Below are 24307 nucleotides of genomic sequence, written 5' to 3' on the forward strand. Positions count from 1 at the left end.
CTTTTCTATACTATTATTATTTTTCTAAAATTTTAACACCCTCTTGAGTGCCTACAATAACTTGATCTGCCATATCTAAAAAGTATCCTGTCTCAAACACACCTGTCAGATGAATTAAATACTCATGGAACTTATATGGGTCAATTCCTTTTGGTAACTTACAATCTAAAATATAATTGCCATTATCAGTTATAAATGCGACATCTTCGTTTACACGGCGTTCTACTTTTATATCAGCGTATGATTCAATTTTACGTAATATGTGATACCAGTTAAATTTATCCACCTCTACTGGTAACTTAAACGTCTCACCTAAATATTGAACCATTTTCGTTTCATCGACAACCACAACAAAACGCGATGCCATTTCATCTATAACTTTCTCTCTGAACAGCGCACCACCGCCACCTTTAATTATATTTAAAGATGGATCTACTTCATCAGCACCATCAATTGCTAAGTCGATATGATCAACATCATTGATTTCGCATATTTTAATACCTAATTCTTTTGCTAAAAATGCAATTTTATTAGAAGTGCATACACCTGTAATATTGTAACCACGTTCTTTAATTAGTTGCGCCATTTGAGGTAAGAGTAATTCCATTGTACTTCCTGTACCAATTCCCAGCGTCATGTCACCATTGATTTGACTTAAAACATCATTTAATGTCATTAACTTAAGTGCTTTGACATCTTTCATGAAGGTAGCCTCCCATATTTATGTAATCTATTCAATTCATATTTTACATGACTCATATAAATTAACATACCCTTATTTCTAACATTTTTTTAAACATATCAATCAGAATTTACAATTCTAAAAATGTTTTATAGTACAATATACTTTAACTTAACGTTAAGGAGAATGATATGATATCAATTCACGTAATTTCGACAGGAAAAATCCAAGATTTGCCTTATAGCTCGAAAAGACCGATGCGCTCTGCTTTAGATAAAACTAAGATTTCACAAACAACATGGTTATCTTCAACTGGTTTCACTGGTGATGAACAGGCTTATAAAGATCATGGTGGACCACATAAAGCAGTTTGTGGGTTTAGTAAACATAATTATGCACTGTATCAAGATGATTTACCTTCACTACCTACTCATGCGATGTTTGGAGAGAATTTAACATTTGATTATTTAGACGAATCTGATGTTTACTTTGGTAATCAATATCGTTTAGGTGAAGCGTTAATTGAGGTTTCTGAAATTAGAGAACCGTGCTGGAAAATTCAAGCAAAATATAATATTCCTGATTTAGTGAAGCGCATGTCTACATCTGGTAAAACAGGTTTCTATTTCCGGGTATTAAAACAAGGCTATGTATCTCCAAATGATCAGCTTTACTTAATACAAGAAGCACCAATCGAACATCGTTTATCTGTACAACAGCTTAATGACCTTTATTATAATGATAGACAAAATCAAGATATGTTACGATATGCACTAAACAATCCATTTCTGTCACCAAAAAGACGCGATAAACTTCAAAAAATGTATAACAGAACATTGAAATAATTACCTTTCATTATAAGTGTTAAATGAACTTTTCAAAACAAAAAGGAATCAACTTACACATCGTTTGTATAATAGTCTTATCTATAACTACTGATGCTATTGATTCCTTTTTAATGTTATATATTTTCTTTATTTCAAACTGTATATTAATGATGTCACTTCATTTGATACGATTCTTGATAACCTATTCAAAATTCCGCCAAATAACATAAATATTATATAAATGCCGATACTTTTAATCATTTTCTACTTTTTCTTCGATACGGAAACTTGTTTTCGAATTGAACACTTCACCAGCTTTTAAAATTGACGGTGCTTTTTCACCATATAAATTAATATCATTTGGTAAAAATTGTGTTTCTAATGTAAAGCCAGAATGTGGTTTATAAATATTAAATGGACTATCCCACTCATCAGGCTGATTAAAAGTAAAGAATACAACATGAGGCATATCTGTATCGACCTCTAACATAAATTCATGATTTTCAACATACATTTTATGTTCACCAACTGTAAATGGGTGATCAAGACCACCAAAACGTGTCATTTGTTGGCTTAATTGCGCATGTTGTGATGTAAAAATATCACTCAATTTTATCTTGTTATCTTCAAACACTTCATGTAAATCTAGAATATCACCTGTAACAATATTTCGCTCATCTAATACATACATATCTAATTGATTACTTGAAATGCGATGATTATCAACGACATTATTATCTCGATTCAAATTGAAGTACACATGATTCGTAGGACTAAACAATGTGTCTTCTGATGCAACTGCTTCGTATTCAATCGACCATTGGTGATCCGCATCATAAATATGTGTAATCGTCACATCGATATCACCCGGGAAATGATCATCAGCTGATTTCAACACCGTCTTAAATATCACTTTAATTTGAGCAATTTCATTTCTAATTTCATAATCAAATAACTTATTGTCCAAACCATGACATCCACCATGTAAATGATGTTCGCCGTTGTTTTTTTCTAACTGATATTCTTTACCTTTCAACTTAAATTTAGCATTATCAATTCTACCGCTATATCTTCCTATAGAAGCACCAAATTTAAAAGGATTACTATGATAAAATTCATCCGCTTCAACAACATTTCCAAGAACAATATTATTATCATGATATTTCCAAGACACTACTCTTGCTCCATAATTCGTAAAAATAATTTTAGTTTCATCATTATCAATTTTGATTAAATCTACACCTTGTCTTTGGTGCTCAACTTCAACTATCATTTTTACTTCTCCCTTCTAACCACAAGTGTTCAAGCTCTGCTGGGTAGCAACATTACTAAAACACCTACAATACAAATGATTGCACCGATAACATCATATTTATCTGGCATTTGTTTATCTACGACCATCGCAAAAATCAAACTCATGATGATAAATACGCCACCATATGCTGCATATACTCTTCCGAATGATGGAAATGATTGAAATGTCGCAATGACACCATATAACATGAGTATCGCACCGCCTATTAGCCCAACAAGTGAAGACTGTCCTTCCCTAAGCCACAGCCAAATCAGGTATCCCCCACCTATTTCACATAAGCCAGCTAATATAAATATAAAAATCGGATATAACATGAAATCACTCCATCACACATTTGCTACCAATAATCTATCGGCTACATATCATTCGTTTACATTTCTTCTTACTTCACATTCCCATTTTAAAAAGTTCGTTTTCACATTCATATTGTACACTTTTTTAGACATTATTCTATAGCTAAATATAAAAAAATAAGAGTAACACGCTTTCATCACCATTTTATATGATAAATGTGTGTCACTCTCATCAATTTTATTTTTTAAATACACGTTTCATTGAATTAAATAAGCCACGTTCAAATGTAAGTACTGAATCTTTATATGTTTTAATTGCAATCCATATCAAGACAGCTACCATTACAATTGAGATTAATGAACTTAAGATGACCTCATGTATTTGAAGCCCTGAAGTTTGAGCGCGTACAACTAATTGAAATGGCGCTAAAAACGGAATATAACTTGTGATTAAAGCAAGTTGCCCATCAGGATTATTTATCGTGAATATCGCGATATAAAATGCAATCATACCAAGTAATGTCAGTGGCATCAAAGATTGATTTAAATCTTCTATTCTAGATGTTAATGATCCGAGAATGGCTGCAAGTAATACATACGCCATAATTCCAACAATACTACTTATAATTCCGACAATAATAATTTGCCAAGACAATTGATTCATTTCCACGTTAAAACCTTGTAGCAAGTCTTTTAAGTCAAAGGCAAAAATGCATATAACTGCCATCAATACAATTAAAATAATCTGAGTCACGGCAACTGCTATAACGCCTAAAATTTTAGCAAAAATATGTTGGATTGGTGAAATACTTGTAATAATCATTTCAATGACACGCGATGTTTTCTCACTAGCAATTTCCATAGCTATTTGAGATGCATAATTTAAAACAATAAAGAACATTAGAAAGATAATGCCATAAGCTAAAGCATAGTTGAAAATCTTTTGTCCTTCTGATACTTTATCGACTTCATCATTAGAAATCACCTTATTATCAACTTTACTTTGTGCTTGTAATTTTTGTAAGTCTTCTTTGTTGATATTTAATTCCCCGGCTACCATATTTGTTTGAATAGCTGTAAGCAGTGCTTGTACTTTTTGTGAATCTTCATGACTTACTCGCTTCTCACTAATGATTGTCCCTTGTAACGTGCGATTTTGATTCACCTTGATAATATAAGCTTTATCAAGTTTATGTTTTTTTACTTCTTTTTCAGCATCTTCTATAGAAACTTTAGTAAACTTAGCATCACTATGAAATGTATTCGCCTGTTGCTTGAAAACCTTATAGATTTGTTCATTCGGTGCTGCTACACCAATTTTATCTGGACCATCATCAAACATGTTAATAATCTTATCAATGTTAGATAGGCCAATCATTAAGGCAGCAATAATAATCATAAAAATTACAAATGATTTAGCTTTAATTTTTTTGATATATGTCAAACTAAATGTCGCCCAAAACTTATGCATCCTTGCCACCAACCTTCTCAATGAATATATCTTGTAATGATGGTTCTACAACTTGGAATCGTTTAACATAACCTTGATATGCTACAACTTGATAAATATCTTTGGCTACGTCTTCATTCTCAATCGTCAACTGAATACCTTGCTTCATGTTTTCACTATGAATGATGCCTCTAATGTGTGTTAAATCTGGTAGTGTTGTTTCTGACTCAATGACAACTTTCTTGTTACCATTAGATGCACGTACATGATTGATATCACCAGAAACAACAAGTTGACCTTTATCTAAAATACAAACATCATCACATAATTCTTCAACATGCTCCATACGGTGAGAACTATAAACGATTGTACTGCCCCAATCATTTAAGTCTTTAACTGCTTCTTTTAATAACTCAACATTAACTGGGTCTAGACCACTGAAAGGCTCATCTAATATTAGTAATTCTGGTTTATGTAACATACTTGCTAACAGCTGAATTTTTTGTTGATTCCCTTTTGATAGACTATCAATTCGTTTTTTACGGTTTTCAGTAATATCAAAACGCTCAAGCCAATACGATATTTGCTGTTGTATTTCTGTTTTTGACATTCCCTTTAAAGTTGCCAAATATTTCAATTCTTCTTCAACTGTCAGTTTCCCATGTAAACCGCGTTCTTCCGGCAAATAACCAATACGATTGTACATTGTTTTATCTAGTTTTTTACCGTTATACGTAATGTGTCCTTCAGTTGGTTCACTTAAGCCTAAAATCATACGAAATGTCGTTGTTTTACCTGCACCATTTCTTCCTAGAAAACCTAACATTTTGCCTGATTCTAACTCTAATGAAATATCATTTACTGCCGTCATCTTGCCAAAACGTTTCGTAACATGTTCAATTACAAGTCCCATACTTTGCCTCCTAAAACAATATGTATTTATCTTAATATAACATTTCTATTCTCTATAAATGCAATATTTTTAAAGTGAATTTATTTTTAAAATTTCTGAAATTGAAATATTTAAATAGTATCTTCTTTGCATGTTAAGTATCATTAGCTTTAACTACTCATTTTCCATGCCTTTATTGCCTTATTCGTAAAAAAATATCCCAGCATCATTGTGCCGAGATATTTATATCCTTACAATTGATTATCTGTTTCTTCCGGTGTTTTCGGTGTTTTCGGTGTTTCAGATGTACCCGCTTTTTCCGGTGTTTCAGATGTCACTGGTTGATTTTTAATTGAAGATGGGTATTTTGGGCTTTCGCCATATTTATTTGCCGGCTTACTGTCAAAGCATAGGAATACTATCATTGTAACTGTAAGTCCAAAATAAATAAGATATAGAAGTACTAACAAAATAACAATTCCAATTGGCATAAACATAAAATCATTATCATAATATGATTCGATAAACTGCACCACTATAGAGAATACAATACTAAATGCACACATTATAATAGGCAATACCACTGTTCTTGATATATCGTGGAATCTTCGGACGCTTAATGCCAAATTGGGAATAAAGGTTGCTAAAGAATAAAGAAGCATATATATAATTGTAAGTATTAATATCATCACACCAAACATAGATAATACTTTAGCATCTATTTCATCACCTATACCCACAAACACTGCTCCCATAAAGAACACGAAGAACGCAGGAAGTATAAATATTAAATGCCACAACATCATATACCAATATTCACTACGTCTTGATCTCCCCTTAAAATTTACATAATTTTTCCAAAATAATACGAATGATTTCATAAAACCTACTTGAGGTAATTGTTCCATTGTAATCTCCCTTTCGTTAATCATATTTATATTTTTAATTATTATTACCGTTATAATTTACAAGATTCATTATCAAGTCACTTCATTTCAATCGTCATTCACATTGGAAAATGAACTTTATATTTCATCACTAGTTAAATGAAAACCCGCTAAAAGTACGCATCTATATGGAGACTCATTTGAAAGTCAACGCTTCGTTAACTATACTAAAAATATGTCACACTGCAATGTTCACATTTAAAAGAGTCTCAATCTCTGCAAATAAAATATTCCATAACAAAGTATATACTTTACATTTTTATAATTCTTAACAATACTATTTTATCAAACATTTACCACAATAAAAATATCTTTTTCATTTTTATTTAAATTAATCATATAATTGCGAGGAAAATATTATGGATTTCGTTAATAATGATACAAGACAAATTGCTAAAAACTTATTAGGTGTCAAAGTGATTTATCAGGATACCACTCAAACGTATACAGGCTACATCGTGGAAACGGAAGCATACTTAGGTTTGAATGATCGTGCGGCTCATGGCTATGGTGGTAAAATAACACCTAAAGTTACGTCATTATATAAACGTGGTGGTACAATTTATGCACATGTCATGCATACGCATTTACTCATTAATTTTGTAACAAAATCTGAAGGTATACCTGAAGGCGTACTTATCCGCGCAATTGAACCAGAAGACGGTTTATCCGCTATGTTCCGTAACAGAGGTAAGAAAGGCTACGAGGTAACGAATGGCCCAGGAAAATGGACTAAGGCATTTAACATTCCACGGGCTATCGATGGCGCTACGTTAAATGACTGTAGATTGTCTATTGATACTAAGAATCGTAAATATCCTAAAGATATTATTACTAGTCCACGAATCGGTATTCCAAATAAAGGTGATTGGACACATAAATCTTTACGTTACACAGTGAAAGGTAATCCATTTGTGTCTCGCATGCGTAAATCAGATTGTATGTTTCCCGAAGATACTTGGAAATAAATGTCATCTTTCATTGATTACTATCATGAAAATGAAATCTATCTCCTTATAAGTCAATCAATCGTGCCGTCAACATGCGGATGGGTTGATTGTTTTTCTTTGTGTCCATCATATTTTTTGATTCATCTCCTCTGTTTGAACTTGTTCTTAATTATAAAATATAACAATAGAATTATTTATAATTATTAAATTTAGATGCATTAATATTATTGATATTATTTTCAAAAACTAGAAATATTGATTTGTTGCATGTATAATGTTAAAAGTGCCCTTTTATACCGCTTACATATAAAAGCTTATTTAGGGAGAGGGATATTCAACAAGGGGGATTTGAAAATGATAGAACTTAATGCAATTACAACATTATGTTTAGCCTGTATACTTTACTTACTTGGTAAAGCTATCGTTAACCACGTTAATTTTTTAAAACGTATTTGTATACCAGCACCAGTGATTGGCGGCTTAATCTTTGCTATTTTAGTTGCGGCTTTGGATTCATTTGGCATGGTTAAGATTAAATTAGATGCTTCATTCATTCAAGATTTCTTCATGTTAGCATTCTTTACGACAATCGGTCTTGGTGCATCATTGAAATTATTTAAATTAGGTGGCAAAGTCTTGTTATTATACTTTATGTTTTGTGCTATCATTTCAGTCATTCAAAACATAGTTGGTGTATCACTAGCAAAAGTATTAAATATTAAACCGTTACTAGGATTAACAGCTGGTTCTATGTCTATGGAAGGTGGTCACGGTAATGCTGCCGCTTATGGTAAGACAATCCAAGATTTAGGCATTGACTCAGCATTGACAGCAGCACTTGCGGCTGCAACTTTAGGTCTTGTATTTGGAGGGCTTATCGGTGGACCAGTTGTAAAATTTTTAATCAAACGTTATAACTTAAAGCCTCAACATAGTGACGATACATTTAAAGATTATAGCCAAGTAGCATATAACGAACATTTACATAGTAAATTTAATGCCACTGAAGTATTCTTCATTCAATTTACAATCGTTGTATTCTGTATGGCAGTTGGAAGTTATTTCAGTCATTTGTTTACAGCTCAAACAGGGATTAATGTTCCAATTTACGTTGGCTCATTATTTGTAGCTGTTATTGTCCGAAATATCTCTGAAAGTTTTAATTTTAATATTGTAGATTTAAAAATTACTAATCAAATTGGCGATGTCGCATTAGGTATTTTCTTATCTCTTGCGCTAATGAGCATTCAATTAATCGAAATTTATAAACTTGCTATACCTCTTATTATTATCGTTTTAGTTCAAGTTGTCGTTATGATTTTATTTGCTGTTTTAATTTTATTTAGAGGTTTAGGAAAAGATTATGATGCTGCAGTAATGGTAGGTGGTTTTATCGGGCATGGGCTTGGTGCAACGCCAAATGCCATGGCAAATTTAGATGTTATTACTAAAAAATATGGAAACTCACCTAAAGCATATTTAGTTGTGCCTATTGTTGGTGCATTCTTAATCGATTTAATTGGTGTTATAGTCATTATGGGATTCATTCAATGGTTTAGTTAAACATCAAACTCATAAATAAAAGAGGAGGCCTTCGCCTCCTCTTTTATTTATCCTCGATGTATATTCAAGCTACGTTGTTCTATCCATGACAATATTTCCGGACTAAATACGATTTGTTTTTGTGTTAAGTCGTCAATATTTTTAGCATCTAACATCGTCATTATTGATTTCATGTGTTCAATAAATGATTCTACATAAGCTACTGTATGTGCAATGCCATTATTTTCAACTTGATTTAAAAACGGACGTGACATACCAGTTGCCTTTGCGCCAAGTGCTAAACTTTTAATTGCATCGAGTGGTGTACGTAAACCACCACTCGCGAAAACTGAAATTTCGCTTTGATAAGCCGTTGTTTCAAGTAATGACTCAACTGTAGACTGTCCCCATGATGATAAGTAATCCATATCTTTATTTGCACGACGTTCATTTTCAATATCTACAAAGTTAGTACCACCTTTGCCACTAACATCGACATACTTAACGCCTATTTGTTGTAAGTCATGCATTAATTCTTTGCTCATACCAAATCCAACTTCTTTTATAATGACTGGAACAGACACTCGTGATACAATCGACGCTATATTATCTAACCAAGTCACAAATTCACGATTCCCTTCAGGCATAACTAATTCTTGAGGAGAATTAACATGGATTTGTAACGCTTGTGCCTCAAGTAATTCAACTGCTTCCAAAGCCTTTTCTACTGGTACGTCCGCACCAACATTGCTAAAAATCATGCCTTCAGGATTCATTTTTCGCGCAATCGTAAACGTCTCAGCCATGCGTGGATTTCTCAATGCCGCATGTGTTGATCCAACTGCCATCGCTAAGCCAGTTTCTCTTGCAACTACAGCTAGCTTTTCATTGATGTTTTTCGTCCACTCGCTACCACCCGTCATTGCATTAATATAAACCGGATATGCCATCGTTAAGTCAGGTGTCTGTGATGTCAAATCGATATCATTTACATTAATTGATGGGATAGAATGATGCACAAAACGCATCTTATCAAAATCTGAATGCATTGCGTCAGATTGGGCCATTGCTATTTCAACATGTTCATTTTTTCTCTGTTCTCTTTGAAAATCACTCATGATTAAACCTACCTTTTCGTCATTTCTAATTTAAAACCATTTTTTACGTCTGAAAAAGATGATTAATACGACAGCTATAACAAACATTACAGCTAAGCAAATATAATATCCATAATGTAAATGTAATGCCGGCATATTTACAAAGTTCATACCATAAATCCCAGCTATGAATGTTAACGGTGAAAATATAACTGATACTAATGTTAATACTTGCATAATACTATTCATTCTAAATGACGTGTATGACTCAAAATTTTCTCGTATTTCGTTTGTCATTTCTTGAGCAGTACGAATGATATTACGTTGCTTAATCAAGTGGTCATCGATATGTTGAATGTATAGCGAATGTTTATTATCTATAATCAAATCACCATTTTGTTTCATTGTATCAATTAGCTCTTGCATAGGAAACAGTACACGTTTTACTTTAATCAAATCCGAACGTAACTTAAAGACACTATCCATGACCATTTTATTAAAGCAATCATCTACATGGCGGTCTTCAAAATGATAAACACTATCTTCAAGTGCATATACAAAGTTGAAATATTTATCAACCATCATATCTAAAATTAATATGACGACATCTGCACAATCTAATTCTGCATCTAATGTATTCATATACTTATAGACTACTTTATTTAATGATTCCAACGTTTGATGATGATATGTTACTAATACATTGTCTTGTATAAAAATATTTAGTGCTATTGGTGAATAGTTTGACCCCATAATACTATGAAATACTAAGTATTGATAATCTTTATAAGATTTATATTTAGCTCGTGGCATACCGTTAATTGCATCATCCACTTCTAAATCATTAAAATTAAAATGTGCTTTAAACCATTCATTTTCTTGTTCATTCGGTTCATCAAAATCATACCAAACAATAGTCGCATCTTTTGGTATCTCTTTGATATCATCAACTACTTTAAACGATTCATATGTAGTTTGATACCGTATCGTTAAAGCCATCGATACTCCCCCTAAATAACGAATTCTCTATTATTTTATCATGAATTAAATAACGTGTATGTCTTAATTTATTTTAGTATGATAGTCACTAAGGAGATGGTTATTATCAAACAACTTTTTACACATACTCAAACCGTAACATCTGAATTCATTGACCATAACAATCATATGCATGATGCAAATTATAATATCATTTTTAGTGACGTCGTGAATCGTTTTAATTACAGCCACGGTCTTTCTTTAAAAGAACGCGAAAATTTAGCATATACGCTATTTACACTAGAAGAACATACGACATACCTCTCAGAATTGTCTCTTGGCGATGTATTTACTGTTACTTTATATATTTATGATTACGATTATAAGCGGTTGCATTTATTTTTAACATTAACTAAAGAAGATGGTACACTAGCATCAATAAATGAAGTAATGATGATGGGAATTAATCAGCACACACGTCGTTCTGATGCTTTTCCTGAATCATTTTCAACACAAATAGCACACTATTATAAAAATCAACCAACTATCACTTGGCCTGAACAATTAGGACATAAAATAGCAATTCCACACAAAGGAGCATTAAAATGACAGATGCATTACAACAAAAGATTCATATCGAATTACTAGATTTATTAGATGATGTTAAGTTTGAATTAACAGAATTAAATGCACAAAAAGGGTTATACATTAACGGACCAGCAAATCAGCTACTTAAGCGTGGCGTGCATATGGCTTATGTTCAAGGACAAAAGCAAGCCATCGATAATATTATGACTATTGTGGAACAACAGCTTGAAGATCAACATTTCCTAGAACATTATGATAAATTTCAAAATGAAGTTGCTCATCGCAATTATGATAAAACAGCTAACTTTGCAGAACTTAGTGATATTCCACGTCAATTCGATAATTTTTTAGATCAATTTTATCAAATTAAAGGGCAATACTTTATCATCACGCATATCAATACACTTATTGGTGATTTTCACTCAGAAGCGCATTAACAATTAGTCTATATAATCCTTGCTATATTTTCAAAAACAAAACCCAATTGCGTTTTCATGTCAAATATCATCTTCCATGAAATCGTAACTGGGTCAATTGTATGTTATTAGTTATTTTGTGTTACATCCTCATCTATCGATTTGGCAATTTGTTTAATAGCTTTATGTGATTGTCTAATTGGATAAATTGGAAAATCATGTACCATCTTAGGATAATCATAAAACTCAATGTATTGATGATGTTGCAACATCATTTGTTCGAATAGCTTCATATCAGGATGTGTCATTTCACGTCCACCACCAAACATATAAACTGGTGGTAATCCTTCTATTGTGCCATTAATTGGCGATATGCGCTTATCTGTTAATGGTAGGCCATTCGCCCATTTTTTCATAATCTCATTGACACCAAACTGACTTAGAACCGCATCTTGTTCGATTAAAGCGTCCGAAATATCTTTATTAGATAGTGTTGCATCTAAAATTGGTGAGATTAAATACAATTTATTCGGTAATGGCTGTTGATTGTCTAAAAGAGATTGTACAAAGGATAATGCCAGTGCACCACCTGAACCATCACCCATGACTACGACATTTTGATGGCCTACTTCAGATACTAATTGATCATAAACACGTTGTATCGCTTGGAAAGTATCGTCAATATGAAACTCTGGTGTCTTTGGATAGATAGGCAGTACAACCTCATATAATGTACTTAAAGTGATTTTATCCAACAATCTCCAATGGAACGGTGATGGTTGTAGTGCATTGAATCCACCGTGAATATATAAAATTTTCTTATCAATTTGATGTCTGAAATTAAAGCGAAAGACTTGCATATCATCTAATGATAATTTTTCTAAATTTGCTTTAACATTTAATGTTGAAGGCTGCTTATGTTTTTTTCTATTTTCAATTTCTCTTTTATAAAAAAATCTTTCAACATCTTGATCATTTTTAAACATAATCGAGCGATTGTGAAGCAAATATTTATTGACAACGCTATTCATAACACGGTTTCTAATCAATGTCTTAACCTACCTTTATATATTTTATGTATCCAATGATTGTCTATCCCCTACATTCTTTGCCAAAAAAAGTATATAATGTAGAAGATATTTTCTTTTTCACTTTCAAATTTAAGACTACAATTGAACAGTGATTTTTCATCATTATAACAGACAACTAGACATATTGATAAGTAAAGAAAAGAACTTTATACGGAGGTACCTTGCATGACAAATCCTAATCAACGATTAGAACCATTTGATGAGACATTTCAACAACCGAATATTCATCGTGGTAAACGATATGGTAAGAAAAAACGTTCATTGGTAAGCATGATTATTCAAATCATTGTTGTTATATTAACCGCAATCGCTGGATACAGTATGTGGAAACAACCCATTTTTAATATTGTCTTCACCAAAGAATCTGTAGATTTTGATGGCATTAAAAATTTTAACGAGACAATTGGAAAAATGCATCAATTAAATATTAATTTGGGTAATATCAATGATTTACAACAAGGAATCGATCGCTTAATTTTAGTCTTTAACGGTTTCTTTATTTTATGTATCGTTAGCCTAGTCATAACAATACTGACAATTGTATTTAATCGCACAGTTCTAAAAGTAGTAAATATTTTAGTGTTAACAATTATGTTAGTCATTACATTGTATTTCAGTTATATTATTAAAGCACTCGCACAAGAAATTGCAGATGCTTTAAAAAAATATTATTTAAATGTACCACCAGATCAAGTAATAACAGAAGCTGACGCTATTCATAACGGCATCATTTTACTGGGCTGTAGCATCGGTTTACTTGTTATAAGCTTATTCTTCCGTAATCGCATGCCTCGTTTAAAATAATGTTATATAGTAGGGATTGGGACAGAAATGTTATTTTCACAAAATTCATTTCGTTGACCCACTTCCTGCTTTTTCTTTATTAATGACCTACTACGTCAATGCCAAATTTTAATATAATTCCTCTAACATTCTACAAATCAACAAATAAAAAAAGTATCGATAACCATATATTGGCACCGATACTTTAAAAATCATGTCCCCACAACATAATTTTTGATTAGTCACACTTCAATTAATTTATTTTATTTATTCATGATTGATACTATTATCTGCATCTATCTTTTGAGCCGTAGCTTTTGCTTTTTTGTTACTTTGTAAAAATAAGCATAAAATTAAAGCGATGATGCTAAATATCGTTGCAACTATAAATGCATCATTAATCCCTTCAACTGTTGCTAGTTTATTTACAAATTGTAATAACACTTTCATTGCGCCTTCTTGACCACCATATTGCGATGCTAATTCACGCATATGATCTTGTACAACAGGATTCGTTTTATCTAACTCTTCCCCAAAAGCTGATAAATGTTGTGTAGTTTGCGTTGTCATTACAGTAACCAAGATTGCTGTTCCTATAGAACCAGCTAGTTGACGCATCGTATTTAAGAAGGCATTACCATGGGAGGCAAGTCGTCCCGGCAACGCATTAATAGCTGCTGTTACCATTGGCATCATAATAAATGCCATACCAAATGAACGTAGTACATAGATGCCCATGATTGTCATATATGGCGTATCCATATTCAATTTAGTTAATTCCCATGTTGCATAAGTCATGACAGCAATACCAAAAATGGCTAAAGGTTTTAAGCCAATCGTGTCTAACAACTTACCAGCAAATGGTCCTAGTAGACCCATAATTAGAGAACCAGGTAATAATAACAATCCGGAATCTAATGCTGAGAAACCACGTAAATTTTGTAAGTAAATTGGTAATAAAATCATACCACCATACAAGCTCATCATTACAACCATATTAATTACTGTTGTTAGTGTAAATGTTGGAAATTTCAATACTTCTAAATTCAACATTGGTGCTTTCATTCTTAATTCTCTTATTACAAATAGAATAATAAAGATAATACCAATCGCAAACATTGTTTCTATCTCAACAGAACCCCAGCCTTTGTTCCCCGCTTCTGAAAAGCCGTATAACAAAGCACCAAAACCAATTGTACTAAAAATGATACCTGGGATATCAGCTTTAGGGTTTGTTGTATATTGATATAACTTAAACCATACAAAACCAACTAAGATTGCAATAATTCCGATAATGAACATACCGTAAAACATCACATTCCAATGGTAATTTTGTACAATATAACCTGATAATGTTGGACCGATTGCAGGTGCTAAAATCATTGCGATACCCATTGTACCCATGGCAGCACCACGTTTTTCAGGTGGATAAATTGTAATAATAACAATTGAACCTAATGGCATTAGTACACCTGCACCAATAGCTTGTAATACACGTCCAACCATCATGATTGGGAAATTCATTGAAATCGCACATATTAATGAGCCAATTGTAAAGAGTACTAACGCAACTAAAAATAATTTTCGATATGAATATTTATTAAATAGATACGCCGTAATTGGTATTAAAATACCGTTTACTAACATGAATCCCGTCATCAACCATTGCCCTGTTGACGCAGAAATATTAAATTCCGTATTAATTTTTGGCAAAGCAACATTTAATAATGTTTGGTTTAAAATCGCAATAAACATACCGAATAATAATGCCGCTAATATTTTACCGCGTGAAACACCTTCACCAAAAATATAGTTTTTATGTTCTTTTTTAATTTTCTCATTTACTTTATATTCTTCTGATTCAGGATTTTTAGCAGCAAATGCTTCATCATCCTTATTATCATTGAATAATCCTTGATCTTGTTCAGACCCTTTCGCATGATCAGTTAGACTAACTTGATTCTGATTGTCTTTATTGTCAATACGTGCCTCTTCACGCGCCGTATGTTGTGACGATTGATCAGTTTTTCTGTCTAAATCACTTGCTTTAAATTTAGATTGATTTGATTGACGTGTCGCAAAATGTTGTTCCTTTTGTTGGCGTTTTGCTTTTCTTCTTGATCTTATTAATAATAAATTGATAACCCCAACAATAATGAGCGCTAAAACAATGTAGCTAATAATGAAGGTCGTAGTCATTTAATGACCCCCTTAATTTTTATGAATTTTTACTTCAGCGTTCATTCCAGGAACAACTTGTTTAGACGGTTCTGAATCTAACGTAATTTTAACAGGTATAACTTGAGATACTTTAGTATAGTTACCATCACTATTTGATGATGGCATTAATGAAAAACTAGCAGCAGTAGCTTTTCCAATACTATCAACTTTACCTTTAATAGAAGCTTTTTGACCGTCAATAGTCACATCAACATCTTTACCAACTTCAACATCTTTAATATCTTTTTCGTCAATATTTGCAGTTACATATAAATCATCTAAATTATAAGCATATGCAATTGGATTGCCTGCTTGTACCATAGAACCTTCCATGCCATCTAATTTAGCAATTGTACCTTTTTGTGGCATTTTAAGTTCCATATCTTTAGTTTCGCCATCTTGACCTTGAACAGTAACTGTTGCTACTTTATCACCTTTATCAAGTTTATCACCTTGCTTAACATTTAGTGATTTGATTTGCCCAGAAGCTGGACTTGCTATTTTAATTTGATCGCCATTTACTTTAGCATTATCAGTTGTTATATAACTTGTTGTTTTATTCCAGAAATAAAAACCAGCAATCCCAATTGCTAACAGTACAACAACCGTAATGACATTAATTAATATCATCTTTTTCATGAAACATTTCCTCCTATTTGCTTTTAAAATTCACTTTATTTATTATAGAGACATGATAACTAAAAAAACACCAACAATTTTTATAAGAGTGTTGGTTAAAATTCACAAAGGTGTAACAATATGAAACGACAAGCCAAAATAGAAATTCAAAACGCACTTGTTGATTTGATGGCTGAATATCCTTTTCAAGAAATATCCACTAAAATGATTTGCGCGTATTGTAATATTAATCGTTCTACTTTTTATGATTATTACAAAGATAAATTTGATTTATTGGATACCATCAACTCAAAGCATAAAGAAAAATTCCAATTTCTTCTAAGCGCGCTACATCATAATTTCGAAAATATTAAACAGGATAAGCTTAAACTTTATAAATTCTTCATTATTATTGCTAAGTATATCAAGCACAATGAGCAGTTTTTCAAAGACATTTTAGTTACCTATCCAATGAAAACATTATTCATAGACTATATAAATTTAGCGAGAGATTACTATCAACAAATTATGAATGACTATAGTACTACAGTAACCAATAAACAGCTTTATGTTACATATATCATAGGCGGTCAAGCTGGAGTATTTATTAATTGGCTTTCGAATGGTTGTAATGAATCACCTGAAGAAGTTGCTGACATTTTATTGGCTAATACGATTAAACTTCAAAACCAATAATACGGTTTCATTCTAATAAAGAAATGCTATAAAACAACTAGAGAAACTTAAACCAAATGGACAGATAATAGTACATATGTAACGGTGCTATCAATATAAAAATGCCGAGATTTCCACATAATAATCTCGGCATTTTTATTTTTGATGCTAAATTCATAGATCTATGAATAGCTCAAGTTTTGTTTTTAAATTTTTCAATTCAATATAATAGAAGAAACTATGTTTATCATCGATTTGTTTTAAATACCTTCATATTATAAATCTGTAAAATAATTAATATAACTGCTGTAGCTATAATAATAATTATGTAAGGAATAGGATTATCTTCACCTTTTACCCCCACTAATGGCGATGCAATACCACCAAATAAAAACTGCACTAAACCTAATAAACTTGATGAACTCCCTCTACCACTACTACTTTCATCCATAGCTATTGTAAAACCAAGTGTCGCAACACCTGTCACTGGTGCTATTAAAATGATAAATCCTATCGCTAAAATCCAAAAGTTCCAATGATTAAGCAATACAATCGTCACTAAAATTACACCGATAATCTGAATCATCGTCATGACTCTCATCAATTTTTGTGAGTCTATAAAATCAACAAGGTACCCAGTAAGTTGACTTGATATAATGAGCGTAATACCAATTCCTGCAAACATCCAACTAAATTGTATTGCAGTCATGCCATAAATTTTTTGAATAATAAACGGAGACGCAGAAATATAAGTAAATAATATTACAAATGTCATACCTTGAATGAGCATTGGTAATACAAAACATGGCGTCTTCAATAATATTTTGAAGTTTTTAAACATTGTCTTTAATCCACTACTTGACTCACGATTGGTCACTGTTAATGATTCAGGTACTTTTAATAAAGAACCTATGACCATGACGATGCCAAAGATAGTCAGAATGACAAAGACCATACGCCAGACAGAATAATTTAAAATTATGCCCCCTATTGTTGGCGCAACAACTGGTGCAATACCATTAACAAGCATCAATAATGCCATAAACTTAGTTAGTTCATTACCACTATACATGTCACTTGCTATAGCTCTTGAAATAACTGCTGCTGCTCCACCTGTCACTCCTTGAAGAAATCTTAATGCAACCATCAGCCAAATATTATGTACAAAAACAATACCTAAACTTGCTAATGTAAAAATAATCATAGCTATAATAAGCGGCTTTCTGCGCCCAGTTGAATCTGAAATTGGACCAGCAAACAAATTACCAAACGCTAAACCAATCATAAACATCGATAATGTTAATTGTGCGTTAGACGTCGTTGTTTGAAAATCATGTCTAATATCTGGTAATCCAGGCAAAAACATATCTATTGATAATGCTCCAATGGCCGTCAAAGATCCTAAAATAATAATAAATATCGGTGAACGCTTATTAAAACGCTTTAAATCATTCACTATATTTCCTCCTTTATACAATGATTAGTTTATAACTATCACGAACAGAAACTAATTTTAAATATGCTCTTTTATATATTAGCATTACTCACAAGTTTCATGAACATCATTACAACTTATAAAAGGTATAAAATGATATAAACCTCAGCACTCCATAAATTTTTTCACAAAAAACAATCCCTTCAAAGTAATTCACACTAATTGAAAATACTTTGAAAGGATGTTGTTTGTATTCCATGACACATGCATCTTATTTAAGATTTATACTCTATTTTTCTGATGTCTTGATTAATTGCAAGCGGTCTTGCGAACCTTGTTCAAGCTCATATTCTTTATCTACTTGCTTACCGTTTTCATTTATTAATCTTACGGTTGCGGTAATCTTATCACCATGTTTTTCGGCATCTATAATTTGTGGTGAACTAATCATCATTAAACTTCCTTTAGATACACGCTTCTTTACATCATCATAAAAGGATGATCCTTTTTTTATATATGACGATACAAAATCAAAATCCGACTGATTAAACGCAGCATTATTCGCTAAAGAATATCCAGCAAAGAATTCTATCAATTTGTTCTTCAAGCTGTTTTCTTCTTTTTCTTTCTTTTCAACATAGTCTTCGATATCTTCACTGTCAAAGTTCAAAGTTATTTCTGTATTGTATTTTAAATCGCTGGCTTTAATCGTCTTCGTCTGTGTTGTAAATGTTTTACCTTTCGCTTTACCTGAAGCTGAAATGGTAATATCTTTATTTTGTGGATATGGACCATACGTTTTGGAACTTGAAAATGCCATTTCACGGTCATTTATAGTTACTTTTTTAGAACTATCATTTAATTTTGTATCGCCTTTTAAAGTTACAGATATATTTGCTTCTTCAAAATCTTCAGTAACATCTACCGTTTCAGAATTACTTTGTCTAAAATCAAATTTTAAATGGCCTGCAAAATCACCGTTCTCAGTTGATTTCATAGCTGGAATTCTATATGTCCCCGGTATAAAATTACCTATTGGCGTCACTTTATTTGCTTCAGCTATAACCATCTTTTTCTTACCACCAGATTTAAACTCATATTTTGTTTTTTCTTTCGGTTTAACAATTGGTTGCTTGGTAGGTGCAGTAAAGCTCATATTATCGAAAAAGATATAACGTGTGCCATTTTTACTTACACGTAATATATTTTGACCAGATCTGGTTTGAATATAAGAAGCTACGCTGGTCTTACTCTTATTCAATTTATGTACCGTATTTTTAAGGTCGCTGACAAATTGCTTAAGCCCAACTTCATCTTTGATATAGTTAATGTATACTTTCGCTTCTTCAGAATCTACTTTATTATCTTTAGTACTTAATAATGTTGCTACTTTTTGTTTATCATTATTCTCAATCGCATTCACTAATATTTTAGTTTGCGCTTCAGGTGAATTGAAGTTTCTTAGTAAAAAGAACAATATAATAATTAAGATTAAAATGAAAAAACCAATTGCCCAAGGCACCATTTTTCTCATCTTGATGTTATTAGTTTGTATATCTTCATCGGTTGACTTTCTATATAATGCTTGACGACTATCAAATTTATGTCCACATTGTGTACATATCTGTACATCATCTTGTGCTTGTTGTCCGCACTTCGGGCAAGATTTCATACTTTCACCTCAATTCTGTTCCTCTTCAATTGTTATATGTATATCATAAAAATTATTTTATTATTTTACCATTATTATTTTACAAATATTATCCCAAGAATACAATTCAAGAAATGATTAACTTTACTTTAGAATTGTACCTTATTACATTATTTATGAAAGTACTCTCTCAATTATAACTAAAAAGAAGGTGTTCAATACATACATAATTAGTCTTATATTTGAACACCTTCAAAAACCTATTTATGATTGCTATATGTTTTAATGCGATGATTGATTACTTCTAATACTTGCCTTACATTTTCAATATCTTCAGAATTTAAATCATTAGTAATATCTTGCGCAATATCTGTCATAATCGCATTACGTTCTTTCAAATATGCTCTACCTTTGTCAGTTAAGGTTATGAATTTCAAACGTTGATCAATATTTAAATTTGGTTTATCTAACTTAACTAATTTAGCATCGATTAACTTTTTAATTCGTCGGCTTACTGCGGCCTTATTTACACCTTGTCTTTGCGTGATTTCACTAATTGTCAAAGGTTCTTTATTTAACATACCTAATACGTTAGACTGCTCTAATGAAATTTCATATTCATTTTGTAAATCTTTCAACATTTTTGCAGTTAATGCGTTAACGTTATTTATAAACTGCTCTAAAAATTGAATATGGTCTTGTAAATGTTTTACCATAATTATTTCTCCCTAATTACTATTTTTATAAAGTATCCTCAGCAATCATTGTATCGCACATCTAAAAAACACAAAAATATTGACCCATATATAATATAACAAATTAAGACTTACATGTTGCTACGTTCTCCTTGCTTTAATAAATTAAATCATCTACATTTATATTTAATATTTATTATAAGCGAGGTGTCAGTATGTTATTGAATTTATTATTAATATTTATACTTATCGTTATTTGTCCGTTAATTTTCAACTATACTCTGACGTTAAATTTAACATGCTACATCTTAGTTGTCATATCGATATTTTTGTCACTCATCTATAGCATCATGACCTATACTTTCCCTTGGTCTATGTTTGTAACATTTATAATAATCAGTATTATCATGCTATTCAAACATAGATATTTATTTTCTCATACTTCTAGTCGCTTATTTATTAAAAAATTATTATCTTTTTCATATAAATTTGTACTCTACACATCAGCACTTCTATTTATAAGTACGATTCAGTCACCCATTGTGAAAGGTTTGTCTATGTGGTTAGCTATATTATGCCTTTCCCTGTTACTAACCTTTATTTGTTATCTCGTTTGGACAGTATCATATAGACATAGATCATACAACAAAGAAGTCGATATCATAATTGTGTTAGGTGCTGGTATTTTTACCGAATTTGTCACACCAATGCTTGCAGCGCGTTTAGACCGTGCACTTGATATCTATCAACAACAAGCATCAGCAACAAAGATCATTGTATCTGGCGGACAAGGACCAGACGAACCAATTCCTGAAGCTTTAGCTATGCAACGCTATTTGATTGCACATGGTGTTGATAAAACAGATATACTAATGGAATCTCACTCTATAAATACATACACAAACTTTTTATATTCTAAACAAATCATCAACAATTTGTATCATGAAGCAGTTAAAATTGTTTGTGTAACAAGTCAGTTTCATGTATTACGCGCCTTACGACTAGCCCAAAAATTAGGTTTATCTATCGATGGTGTCGGAAGTCATACACCATATCACTTTTTCTTACATGTGCTCATTAAAGATTATCTAGGCGTAATGTATCAGTATAGATTGTTATTAACGTTATATTGTTCAAGTAGTTGGTTTATATGTCTTTACGCCGCTTTTATTTATAATAGTTAATCCACAAACAAACTATTATTATAGGTTGTTTCTAATATTGCGTCAAACTATCTTTAAATATTCGTTAATCCTTGATTAGACAATTGTTATATTGAAAATAAATAAACTAAAGCACGTCATCATTTTATGTAATGGTGACGTGCTTTTTTGTAAACCCAAATCGTATTCTGTTATCTAACTTTTATACTACTATGTCTTAAATCATTAACATTTAGCGTCTTTGCAAGCCACTAATCAGTTATTTTGCCATCTTCTAATTCAACCACTCGATCTGCATATTCAAATAATCTTCGATCGTGTGTAATCATAATACCAATCATTTGTTGTTCTTTAATTTGTTGACGTATCATCTCAACAACTTTTGTTGCTCTATCGGCATCTAAACTTGCTGTGGGTTCATCTGCTAAAATGATTTTCGGATTATTCATAAATGCTCTCATAATCGCAACACGTTGCTTTTCACCGCCAGATAACTGATGCGGATATACATTCAAGCGATCTTCTAAACCAATATTTTTCAAAAGTTGTATTGCTCTTTTTGAACTTTGTTGTTTGGTCATTCCCGCTTCTTGGCCTACGAGTGTCAATTGCTCTATCACTCTTAAATAAGGAACTAAATGTGAAGATTGAAAAATAAAACCAATATCTTCCAATCGTAAATCACTAGGACGATGCTGTTTATCAAACAATGGTGTATCATTGTAAAGCACTGTACCACTCGTTTGACTTAACAATCCGCCTAATATCGTTAGCAATGTTGTTTTCCCAGAACCAGAGGCACCATTTAAAATGACAAATTCCCCTTGTTCCACTTCAAATTTAATACCTTTTAAAACTTTTGTTTCAGACAAACCTTCTCCGAAATTTTTGACGATATCTTCAACGACTAATGCCATTATTCTGCACCTCCAATTGCTTCGATAGGATCCACTTTAAATAATTTGATAAATGATAGTGAGGCACCTAAAATCGCTACTAATATAAATATCCCCACCATCAATAAAATATTTTGCGTTGTTAAGTAAAAAGGCATGGTTACCGGCATCATAAATGATAGTCCTACTATGATGATCACAGCAATACCTACCCCAATTATTGTTAGTGTTAAAATTTGTAAAACTAACGCACTCAATAAATGTCTTGTCTTAATACCAATTGCTTTCAAAATGCCAATTTGTGATATTTTTTGAATCGTCATAACATAGAAAAATGCACTTAGAACAATTGCTGTAATAGCAAACAAACTAACAATCATCATATTTAACGGTGCTTGCTCTGCTTGATAACTCGCAATATTACCTGTTAAATCTTTTTCACTCACAACTTGAACGTCATTTATTTTATTAAGCTCATCACGTTGTTGTTGCGTTAAATTTTTCACTGGATAAAATGCCGTATTAACCTTATTCAATGCATTAAATCCGTTATCGTTCAATAGCACAATGGAACTATGCGCATACATTGTGTCGTTTAAAATACCAGAAACTCTATAACTAGTTGAATTATTTTTAAAATGTAATCTATCCCCGACTCTAATGTTATCTGCAGCTAACTTATCATTAATAGCGACCTCATGAGCATTTTTAGGATAATCACCTTTTTTAAGTTGTAAGCGTTGTTGTTTAACGTCATTCATTGTAATCACATCTTGTTCTTTATTAGATAATTTTAATGTTTGAACATTCATTTTATGTGGTTCTTGATGAATTACCTTTTTAATTTGATTCTGTTGCGTATCACTAAGTTGCGATTTCTCAATTTGCGGCTCTTTCATTTTTTGAACAACATATTCATCATTATCAAAGTGTTCAAATAACGAAATATTCTCCCTACCAAGCCCTTGAGCTAAACCACTAATAAATAACACCATAATACTTAATAAAAGAATGATTAATGTGATTAAAATATAACGAAATTTGTAAAACATAATCTCTTTTATCGCTAATTTCATATCGATTCACTTCTCCCTATTTCTTCT

At 31.8% G+C, this 24307-nt stretch carries 26 protein-coding genes; 8 read left to right on the forward strand and 18 right to left on the reverse strand.

Features of this window, described 5'->3' with window-relative positions; translation table 11 throughout:
• Nucleotides 1-16: 16 nt before the first annotated feature.
• Nucleotides 17-703 (reverse strand): ribose 5-phosphate isomerase A, encoded by a 687-nt coding sequence (locus IDG45_RS00580; protein WP_000655867.1) that lies wholly within the window; start codon nucleotides 701-703, stop codon nucleotides 17-19.
• Nucleotides 704-873: 170 nt separating this feature from the next.
• Here IDG45_RS00580 and IDG45_RS00585 point away from each other — a divergent pair, with 170 nt between their 5' ends.
• Nucleotides 874-1527 carry an MOSC domain-containing protein gene (locus IDG45_RS00585; protein WP_111063812.1) on the forward strand — a complete coding sequence of 218 codons (654 nt, stop codon included), beginning with the start codon at nucleotides 874-876 and terminating at the stop codon, nucleotides 1525-1527.
• Between the two features lie 235 nt (nucleotides 1528-1762).
• Here IDG45_RS00585 and IDG45_RS00590 read toward each other — a convergent pair whose 3' ends face one another.
• The 6 genes from IDG45_RS00590 to IDG45_RS00615 all read right to left on the reverse strand — a co-directional run bounded on the left by IDG45_RS00590 (nucleotide 1763) and on the right by IDG45_RS00615 (nucleotide 6367).
• Nucleotides 1763-2782, reverse strand: a complete 1020-nt coding sequence (locus IDG45_RS00590) for an aldose epimerase family protein (RefSeq protein WP_000634685.1) — start codon at nucleotides 2780-2782, stop codon at nucleotides 1763-1765.
• A gap of 29 nt (nucleotides 2783-2811) precedes the next feature.
• Nucleotides 2812-3138: a YnfA family protein gene (locus IDG45_RS00595; protein WP_000966695.1), complete on the reverse strand. Its 327-nt coding sequence runs from the start codon at nucleotides 3136-3138 to the stop codon at nucleotides 2812-2814.
• 48 nt (nucleotides 3139-3186) lie between these two features.
• A complete protein-coding gene (locus tag IDG45_RS00600; protein WP_072357721.1) occupies nucleotides 3187-3372 on the reverse strand; it encodes a hypothetical protein in 186 nt (61 codons plus the stop codon).
• Entirely contained in the window at nucleotides 3356-4588 is a 1233-nt protein-coding gene (locus IDG45_RS00605; RefSeq protein ID WP_000548682.1) for an ABC transporter permease, read from the reverse strand. The genes IDG45_RS00600 and IDG45_RS00605 overlap by 17 nt, the downstream gene beginning before the upstream one ends.
• Nucleotides 4581-5480 carry an ABC transporter ATP-binding protein gene (locus IDG45_RS00610; RefSeq protein WP_000524826.1) on the reverse strand — a complete coding sequence of 300 codons (900 nt, stop codon included), beginning with the start codon at nucleotides 5478-5480 and terminating at the stop codon, nucleotides 4581-4583. The genes IDG45_RS00605 and IDG45_RS00610 overlap by 8 nt, the downstream gene beginning before the upstream one ends.
• A gap of 230 nt (nucleotides 5481-5710) precedes the next feature.
• A complete protein-coding gene (locus IDG45_RS00615; protein WP_000436826.1) occupies nucleotides 5711-6367 on the reverse strand; it encodes a DUF805 domain-containing protein in 657 nt (218 codons plus the stop codon).
• A gap of 398 nt (nucleotides 6368-6765) precedes the next feature.
• Between IDG45_RS00615 and IDG45_RS00620 the strand changes: the two genes are divergently transcribed.
• Nucleotides 6766-7374 carry a DNA-3-methyladenine glycosylase gene (locus IDG45_RS00620; protein ID WP_000348298.1) on the forward strand — a complete coding sequence of 203 codons (609 nt, stop codon included), beginning with the start codon at nucleotides 6766-6768 and terminating at the stop codon, nucleotides 7372-7374.
• Nucleotides 7375-7710: 336 nt separating this feature from the next.
• Nucleotides 7711-8919, forward strand: a complete 1209-nt coding sequence (gene gltS / locus IDG45_RS00625; RefSeq protein ID WP_000571584.1) for a sodium/glutamate symporter — start codon at nucleotides 7711-7713, stop codon at nucleotides 8917-8919.
• Nucleotides 8920-8966: 47 nt separating this feature from the next.
• On the opposite strand, the gene fni is transcribed toward gltS, so the two are convergent.
• A complete protein-coding gene (gene fni / locus IDG45_RS00630; protein ID WP_001279382.1) occupies nucleotides 8967-10016 on the reverse strand; it encodes a type 2 isopentenyl-diphosphate Delta-isomerase in 1050 nt (349 codons plus the stop codon).
• Between the two features lie 30 nt (nucleotides 10017-10046).
• Nucleotides 10047-10994 (reverse strand): magnesium/cobalt transporter CorA, encoded by a 948-nt coding sequence (gene corA / locus IDG45_RS00635; RefSeq protein ID WP_001229252.1) that lies wholly within the window; start codon nucleotides 10992-10994, stop codon nucleotides 10047-10049.
• 96 nt (nucleotides 10995-11090) lie between these two features.
• On the opposite strand from corA, the gene IDG45_RS00640 reads away from it, so the two are divergent.
• Both IDG45_RS00640 and IDG45_RS00645 read left to right on the forward strand, forming a co-directional pair.
• Nucleotides 11091-11582, forward strand: coding sequence for a thioesterase family protein (locus IDG45_RS00640; RefSeq protein ID WP_117218247.1), 492 nt, complete (start codon nucleotides 11091-11093; stop codon nucleotides 11580-11582).
• Nucleotides 11579-11998, forward strand: a complete 420-nt coding sequence (locus IDG45_RS00645; protein WP_000128656.1) for a hypothetical protein — start codon at nucleotides 11579-11581, stop codon at nucleotides 11996-11998. The genes IDG45_RS00640 and IDG45_RS00645 overlap by 4 nt, the downstream gene beginning before the upstream one ends.
• Before the next feature lie 107 nt (nucleotides 11999-12105).
• Here IDG45_RS00645 and IDG45_RS00650 read toward each other — a convergent pair whose 3' ends face one another.
• On the reverse strand, nucleotides 12106-13026 hold the full coding sequence (locus tag IDG45_RS00650; RefSeq protein ID WP_000620864.1) for an alpha/beta hydrolase fold domain-containing protein: 921 nt from the start codon (nucleotides 13024-13026) through the stop codon (nucleotides 12106-12108).
• Between the two features lie 207 nt (nucleotides 13027-13233).
• On the opposite strand from IDG45_RS00650, the gene IDG45_RS00655 reads away from it, so the two are divergent.
• Nucleotides 13234-13872 carry a hypothetical protein gene (locus IDG45_RS00655; RefSeq protein WP_000184226.1) on the forward strand — a complete coding sequence of 213 codons (639 nt, stop codon included), beginning with the start codon at nucleotides 13234-13236 and terminating at the stop codon, nucleotides 13870-13872.
• Between the two features lie 246 nt (nucleotides 13873-14118).
• Here the strand turns inward: IDG45_RS00655 and IDG45_RS00660 are convergent, their stop codons facing one another.
• Together IDG45_RS00660 and IDG45_RS00665 are read right to left on the reverse strand one after the other, a co-directional pair.
• Complete coding sequence (locus IDG45_RS00660; RefSeq protein WP_000213897.1) at nucleotides 14119-16050, reverse strand: DHA2 family efflux MFS transporter permease subunit; 1932 nt, start codon at nucleotides 16048-16050, stop codon at nucleotides 14119-14121.
• Nucleotides 16051-16062: 12 nt separating this feature from the next.
• On the reverse strand, nucleotides 16063-16710 hold the full coding sequence (locus tag IDG45_RS00665) for an HlyD family secretion protein (protein WP_000738242.1): 648 nt from the start codon (nucleotides 16708-16710) through the stop codon (nucleotides 16063-16065).
• Nucleotides 16711-16830: 120 nt separating this feature from the next.
• Here IDG45_RS00665 and IDG45_RS00670 point away from each other — a divergent pair, with 120 nt between their 5' ends.
• Nucleotides 16831-17385: a TetR/AcrR family transcriptional regulator gene (locus IDG45_RS00670; protein ID WP_000828571.1), complete on the forward strand. Its 555-nt coding sequence runs from the start codon at nucleotides 16831-16833 to the stop codon at nucleotides 17383-17385.
• Nucleotides 17386-17611: 226 nt separating this feature from the next.
• Here IDG45_RS00670 and tcaB read toward each other — a convergent pair whose 3' ends face one another.
• The 4 genes from tcaB to tcaR form a co-directional block, all read right to left on the reverse strand.
• Complete coding sequence (tcaB, locus tag IDG45_RS00675) at nucleotides 17612-18820, reverse strand: putative multidrug effflux MFS transporter TcaB (RefSeq protein WP_206171529.1); 1209 nt, start codon at nucleotides 18818-18820, stop codon at nucleotides 17612-17614.
• Nucleotides 18821-18929: 109 nt separating this feature from the next.
• Nucleotides 18930-19058: a hypothetical protein gene (locus tag IDG45_RS00680; RefSeq protein ID WP_031901190.1), complete on the reverse strand. Its 129-nt coding sequence runs from the start codon at nucleotides 19056-19058 to the stop codon at nucleotides 18930-18932.
• A gap of 30 nt (nucleotides 19059-19088) precedes the next feature.
• Complete coding sequence (gene tcaA / locus IDG45_RS00685; protein ID WP_000833799.1) at nucleotides 19089-20471, reverse strand: glycopeptide resistance protein TcaA; 1383 nt, start codon at nucleotides 20469-20471, stop codon at nucleotides 19089-19091.
• Between the two features lie 239 nt (nucleotides 20472-20710).
• Complete coding sequence (gene tcaR, locus IDG45_RS00690) at nucleotides 20711-21166, reverse strand: MarR family transcriptional regulator TcaR (RefSeq protein WP_000238542.1); 456 nt, start codon at nucleotides 21164-21166, stop codon at nucleotides 20711-20713.
• 194 nt (nucleotides 21167-21360) lie between these two features.
• On the opposite strand from tcaR, the gene IDG45_RS00695 reads away from it, so the two are divergent.
• Nucleotides 21361-22329 (forward strand): YdcF family protein, encoded by a 969-nt coding sequence (locus IDG45_RS00695; RefSeq protein ID WP_001798773.1) that lies wholly within the window; start codon nucleotides 21361-21363, stop codon nucleotides 22327-22329.
• 230 nt (nucleotides 22330-22559) lie between these two features.
• On the opposite strand, the gene IDG45_RS00700 is transcribed toward IDG45_RS00695, so the two are convergent.
• Together IDG45_RS00700 and IDG45_RS00705 are read right to left on the reverse strand one after the other, a co-directional pair.
• On the reverse strand, nucleotides 22560-23225 hold the full coding sequence (locus IDG45_RS00700) for an ABC transporter ATP-binding protein (RefSeq protein ID WP_001229904.1): 666 nt from the start codon (nucleotides 23223-23225) through the stop codon (nucleotides 22560-22562).
• The gene (locus IDG45_RS00705; RefSeq protein WP_000761392.1) at nucleotides 23225-24280 is read right to left on the reverse strand and encodes an ABC transporter permease; all 1056 of its coding nucleotides are present in this window, start codon (nucleotides 24278-24280) and stop codon (nucleotides 23225-23227) included. Before IDG45_RS00705 ends, IDG45_RS00700 begins: the two co-directional genes overlap by 1 nt.
• Nucleotides 24281-24307: the final 27 nt, after the last annotated feature.

Origin of the sequence: Staphylococcus sp. EG-SA-10 (assembly GCF_017151945.1) — a bacterium.
Lineage (GTDB): Bacteria > Bacillota > Bacilli > Staphylococcales > Staphylococcaceae > Staphylococcus > Staphylococcus aureus.

Excerpts from the sequence above, each read along its gene's own strand:
- tcaR (WP_000238542.1), bottom strand. The coding sequence starts at position 21,166 with ATGGTAAAACATTTACAAGACCATATTCAATTTTTAGAGCAGTTTATA.
- IDG45_RS00615 (WP_000436826.1), bottom strand. The coding sequence starts at position 6,367 with ATGGAACAATTACCTCAAGTAGGTTTTATGAAATCATTCGTATTATTT.
- IDG45_RS00655 (WP_000184226.1), top strand. The coding sequence starts at position 13,234 with ATGACAAATCCTAATCAACGATTAGAACCATTTGATGAGACATTTCAA.
- IDG45_RS00620 (WP_000348298.1), top strand. The coding sequence starts at position 6,766 with ATGGATTTCGTTAATAATGATACAAGACAAATTGCTAAAAACTTATTA.
- IDG45_RS00680 (WP_031901190.1), bottom strand. The coding sequence starts at position 19,058 with ATGGAATACAAACAACATCCTTTCAAAGTATTTTCAATTAGTGTGAAT.
- IDG45_RS00640 (WP_117218247.1), top strand. The coding sequence starts at position 11,091 with ATGGTTATTATCAAACAACTTTTTACACATACTCAAACCGTAACATCT.
- gltS (WP_000571584.1), top strand. The coding sequence starts at position 7,711 with ATGATAGAACTTAATGCAATTACAACATTATGTTTAGCCTGTATACTT.
- IDG45_RS00645 (WP_000128656.1), top strand. The coding sequence starts at position 11,579 with ATGACAGATGCATTACAACAAAAGATTCATATCGAATTACTAGATTTA.
- corA (WP_001229252.1), bottom strand. The coding sequence starts at position 10,994 with ATGGCTTTAACGATACGGTATCAAACTACATATGAATCGTTTAAAGTA.
- IDG45_RS00610 (WP_000524826.1), bottom strand. The coding sequence starts at position 5,480 with ATGGGACTTGTAATTGAACATGTTACGAAACGTTTTGGCAAGATGACG.
- IDG45_RS00580 (WP_000655867.1), bottom strand. The coding sequence starts at position 703 with ATGAAAGATGTCAAAGCACTTAAGTTAATGACATTAAATGATGTTTTA.
- IDG45_RS00695 (WP_001798773.1), top strand. The coding sequence starts at position 21,361 with ATGTTATTGAATTTATTATTAATATTTATACTTATCGTTATTTGTCCG.
- IDG45_RS00585 (WP_111063812.1), top strand. The coding sequence starts at position 874 with ATGATATCAATTCACGTAATTTCGACAGGAAAAATCCAAGATTTGCCT.
- IDG45_RS00595 (WP_000966695.1), bottom strand. The coding sequence starts at position 3,138 with ATGTTATATCCGATTTTTATATTTATATTAGCTGGCTTATGTGAAATA.
- fni (WP_001279382.1), bottom strand. The coding sequence starts at position 10,016 with ATGAGTGATTTTCAAAGAGAACAGAGAAAAAATGAACATGTTGAAATA.
- IDG45_RS00665 (WP_000738242.1), bottom strand. The coding sequence starts at position 16,710 with ATGAAAAAGATGATATTAATTAATGTCATTACGGTTGTTGTACTGTTA.
- IDG45_RS00605 (WP_000548682.1), bottom strand. The coding sequence starts at position 4,588 with ATGCATAAGTTTTGGGCGACATTTAGTTTGACATATATCAAAAAAATT.
- IDG45_RS00705 (WP_000761392.1), bottom strand. The coding sequence starts at position 24,280 with ATGAAATTAGCGATAAAAGAGATTATGTTTTACAAATTTCGTTATATT.
- IDG45_RS00700 (WP_001229904.1), bottom strand. The coding sequence starts at position 23,225 with ATGGCATTAGTCGTTGAAGATATCGTCAAAAATTTCGGAGAAGGTTTG.
- IDG45_RS00590 (WP_000634685.1), bottom strand. The coding sequence starts at position 2,782 with ATGATAGTTGAAGTTGAGCACCAAAGACAAGGTGTAGATTTAATCAAA.
- IDG45_RS00670 (WP_000828571.1), top strand. The coding sequence starts at position 16,831 with ATGAAACGACAAGCCAAAATAGAAATTCAAAACGCACTTGTTGATTTG.
- IDG45_RS00660 (WP_000213897.1), bottom strand. The coding sequence starts at position 16,050 with ATGACTACGACCTTCATTATTAGCTACATTGTTTTAGCGCTCATTATT.
- tcaA (WP_000833799.1), bottom strand. The coding sequence starts at position 20,471 with ATGAAATCTTGCCCGAAGTGCGGACAACAAGCACAAGATGATGTACAG.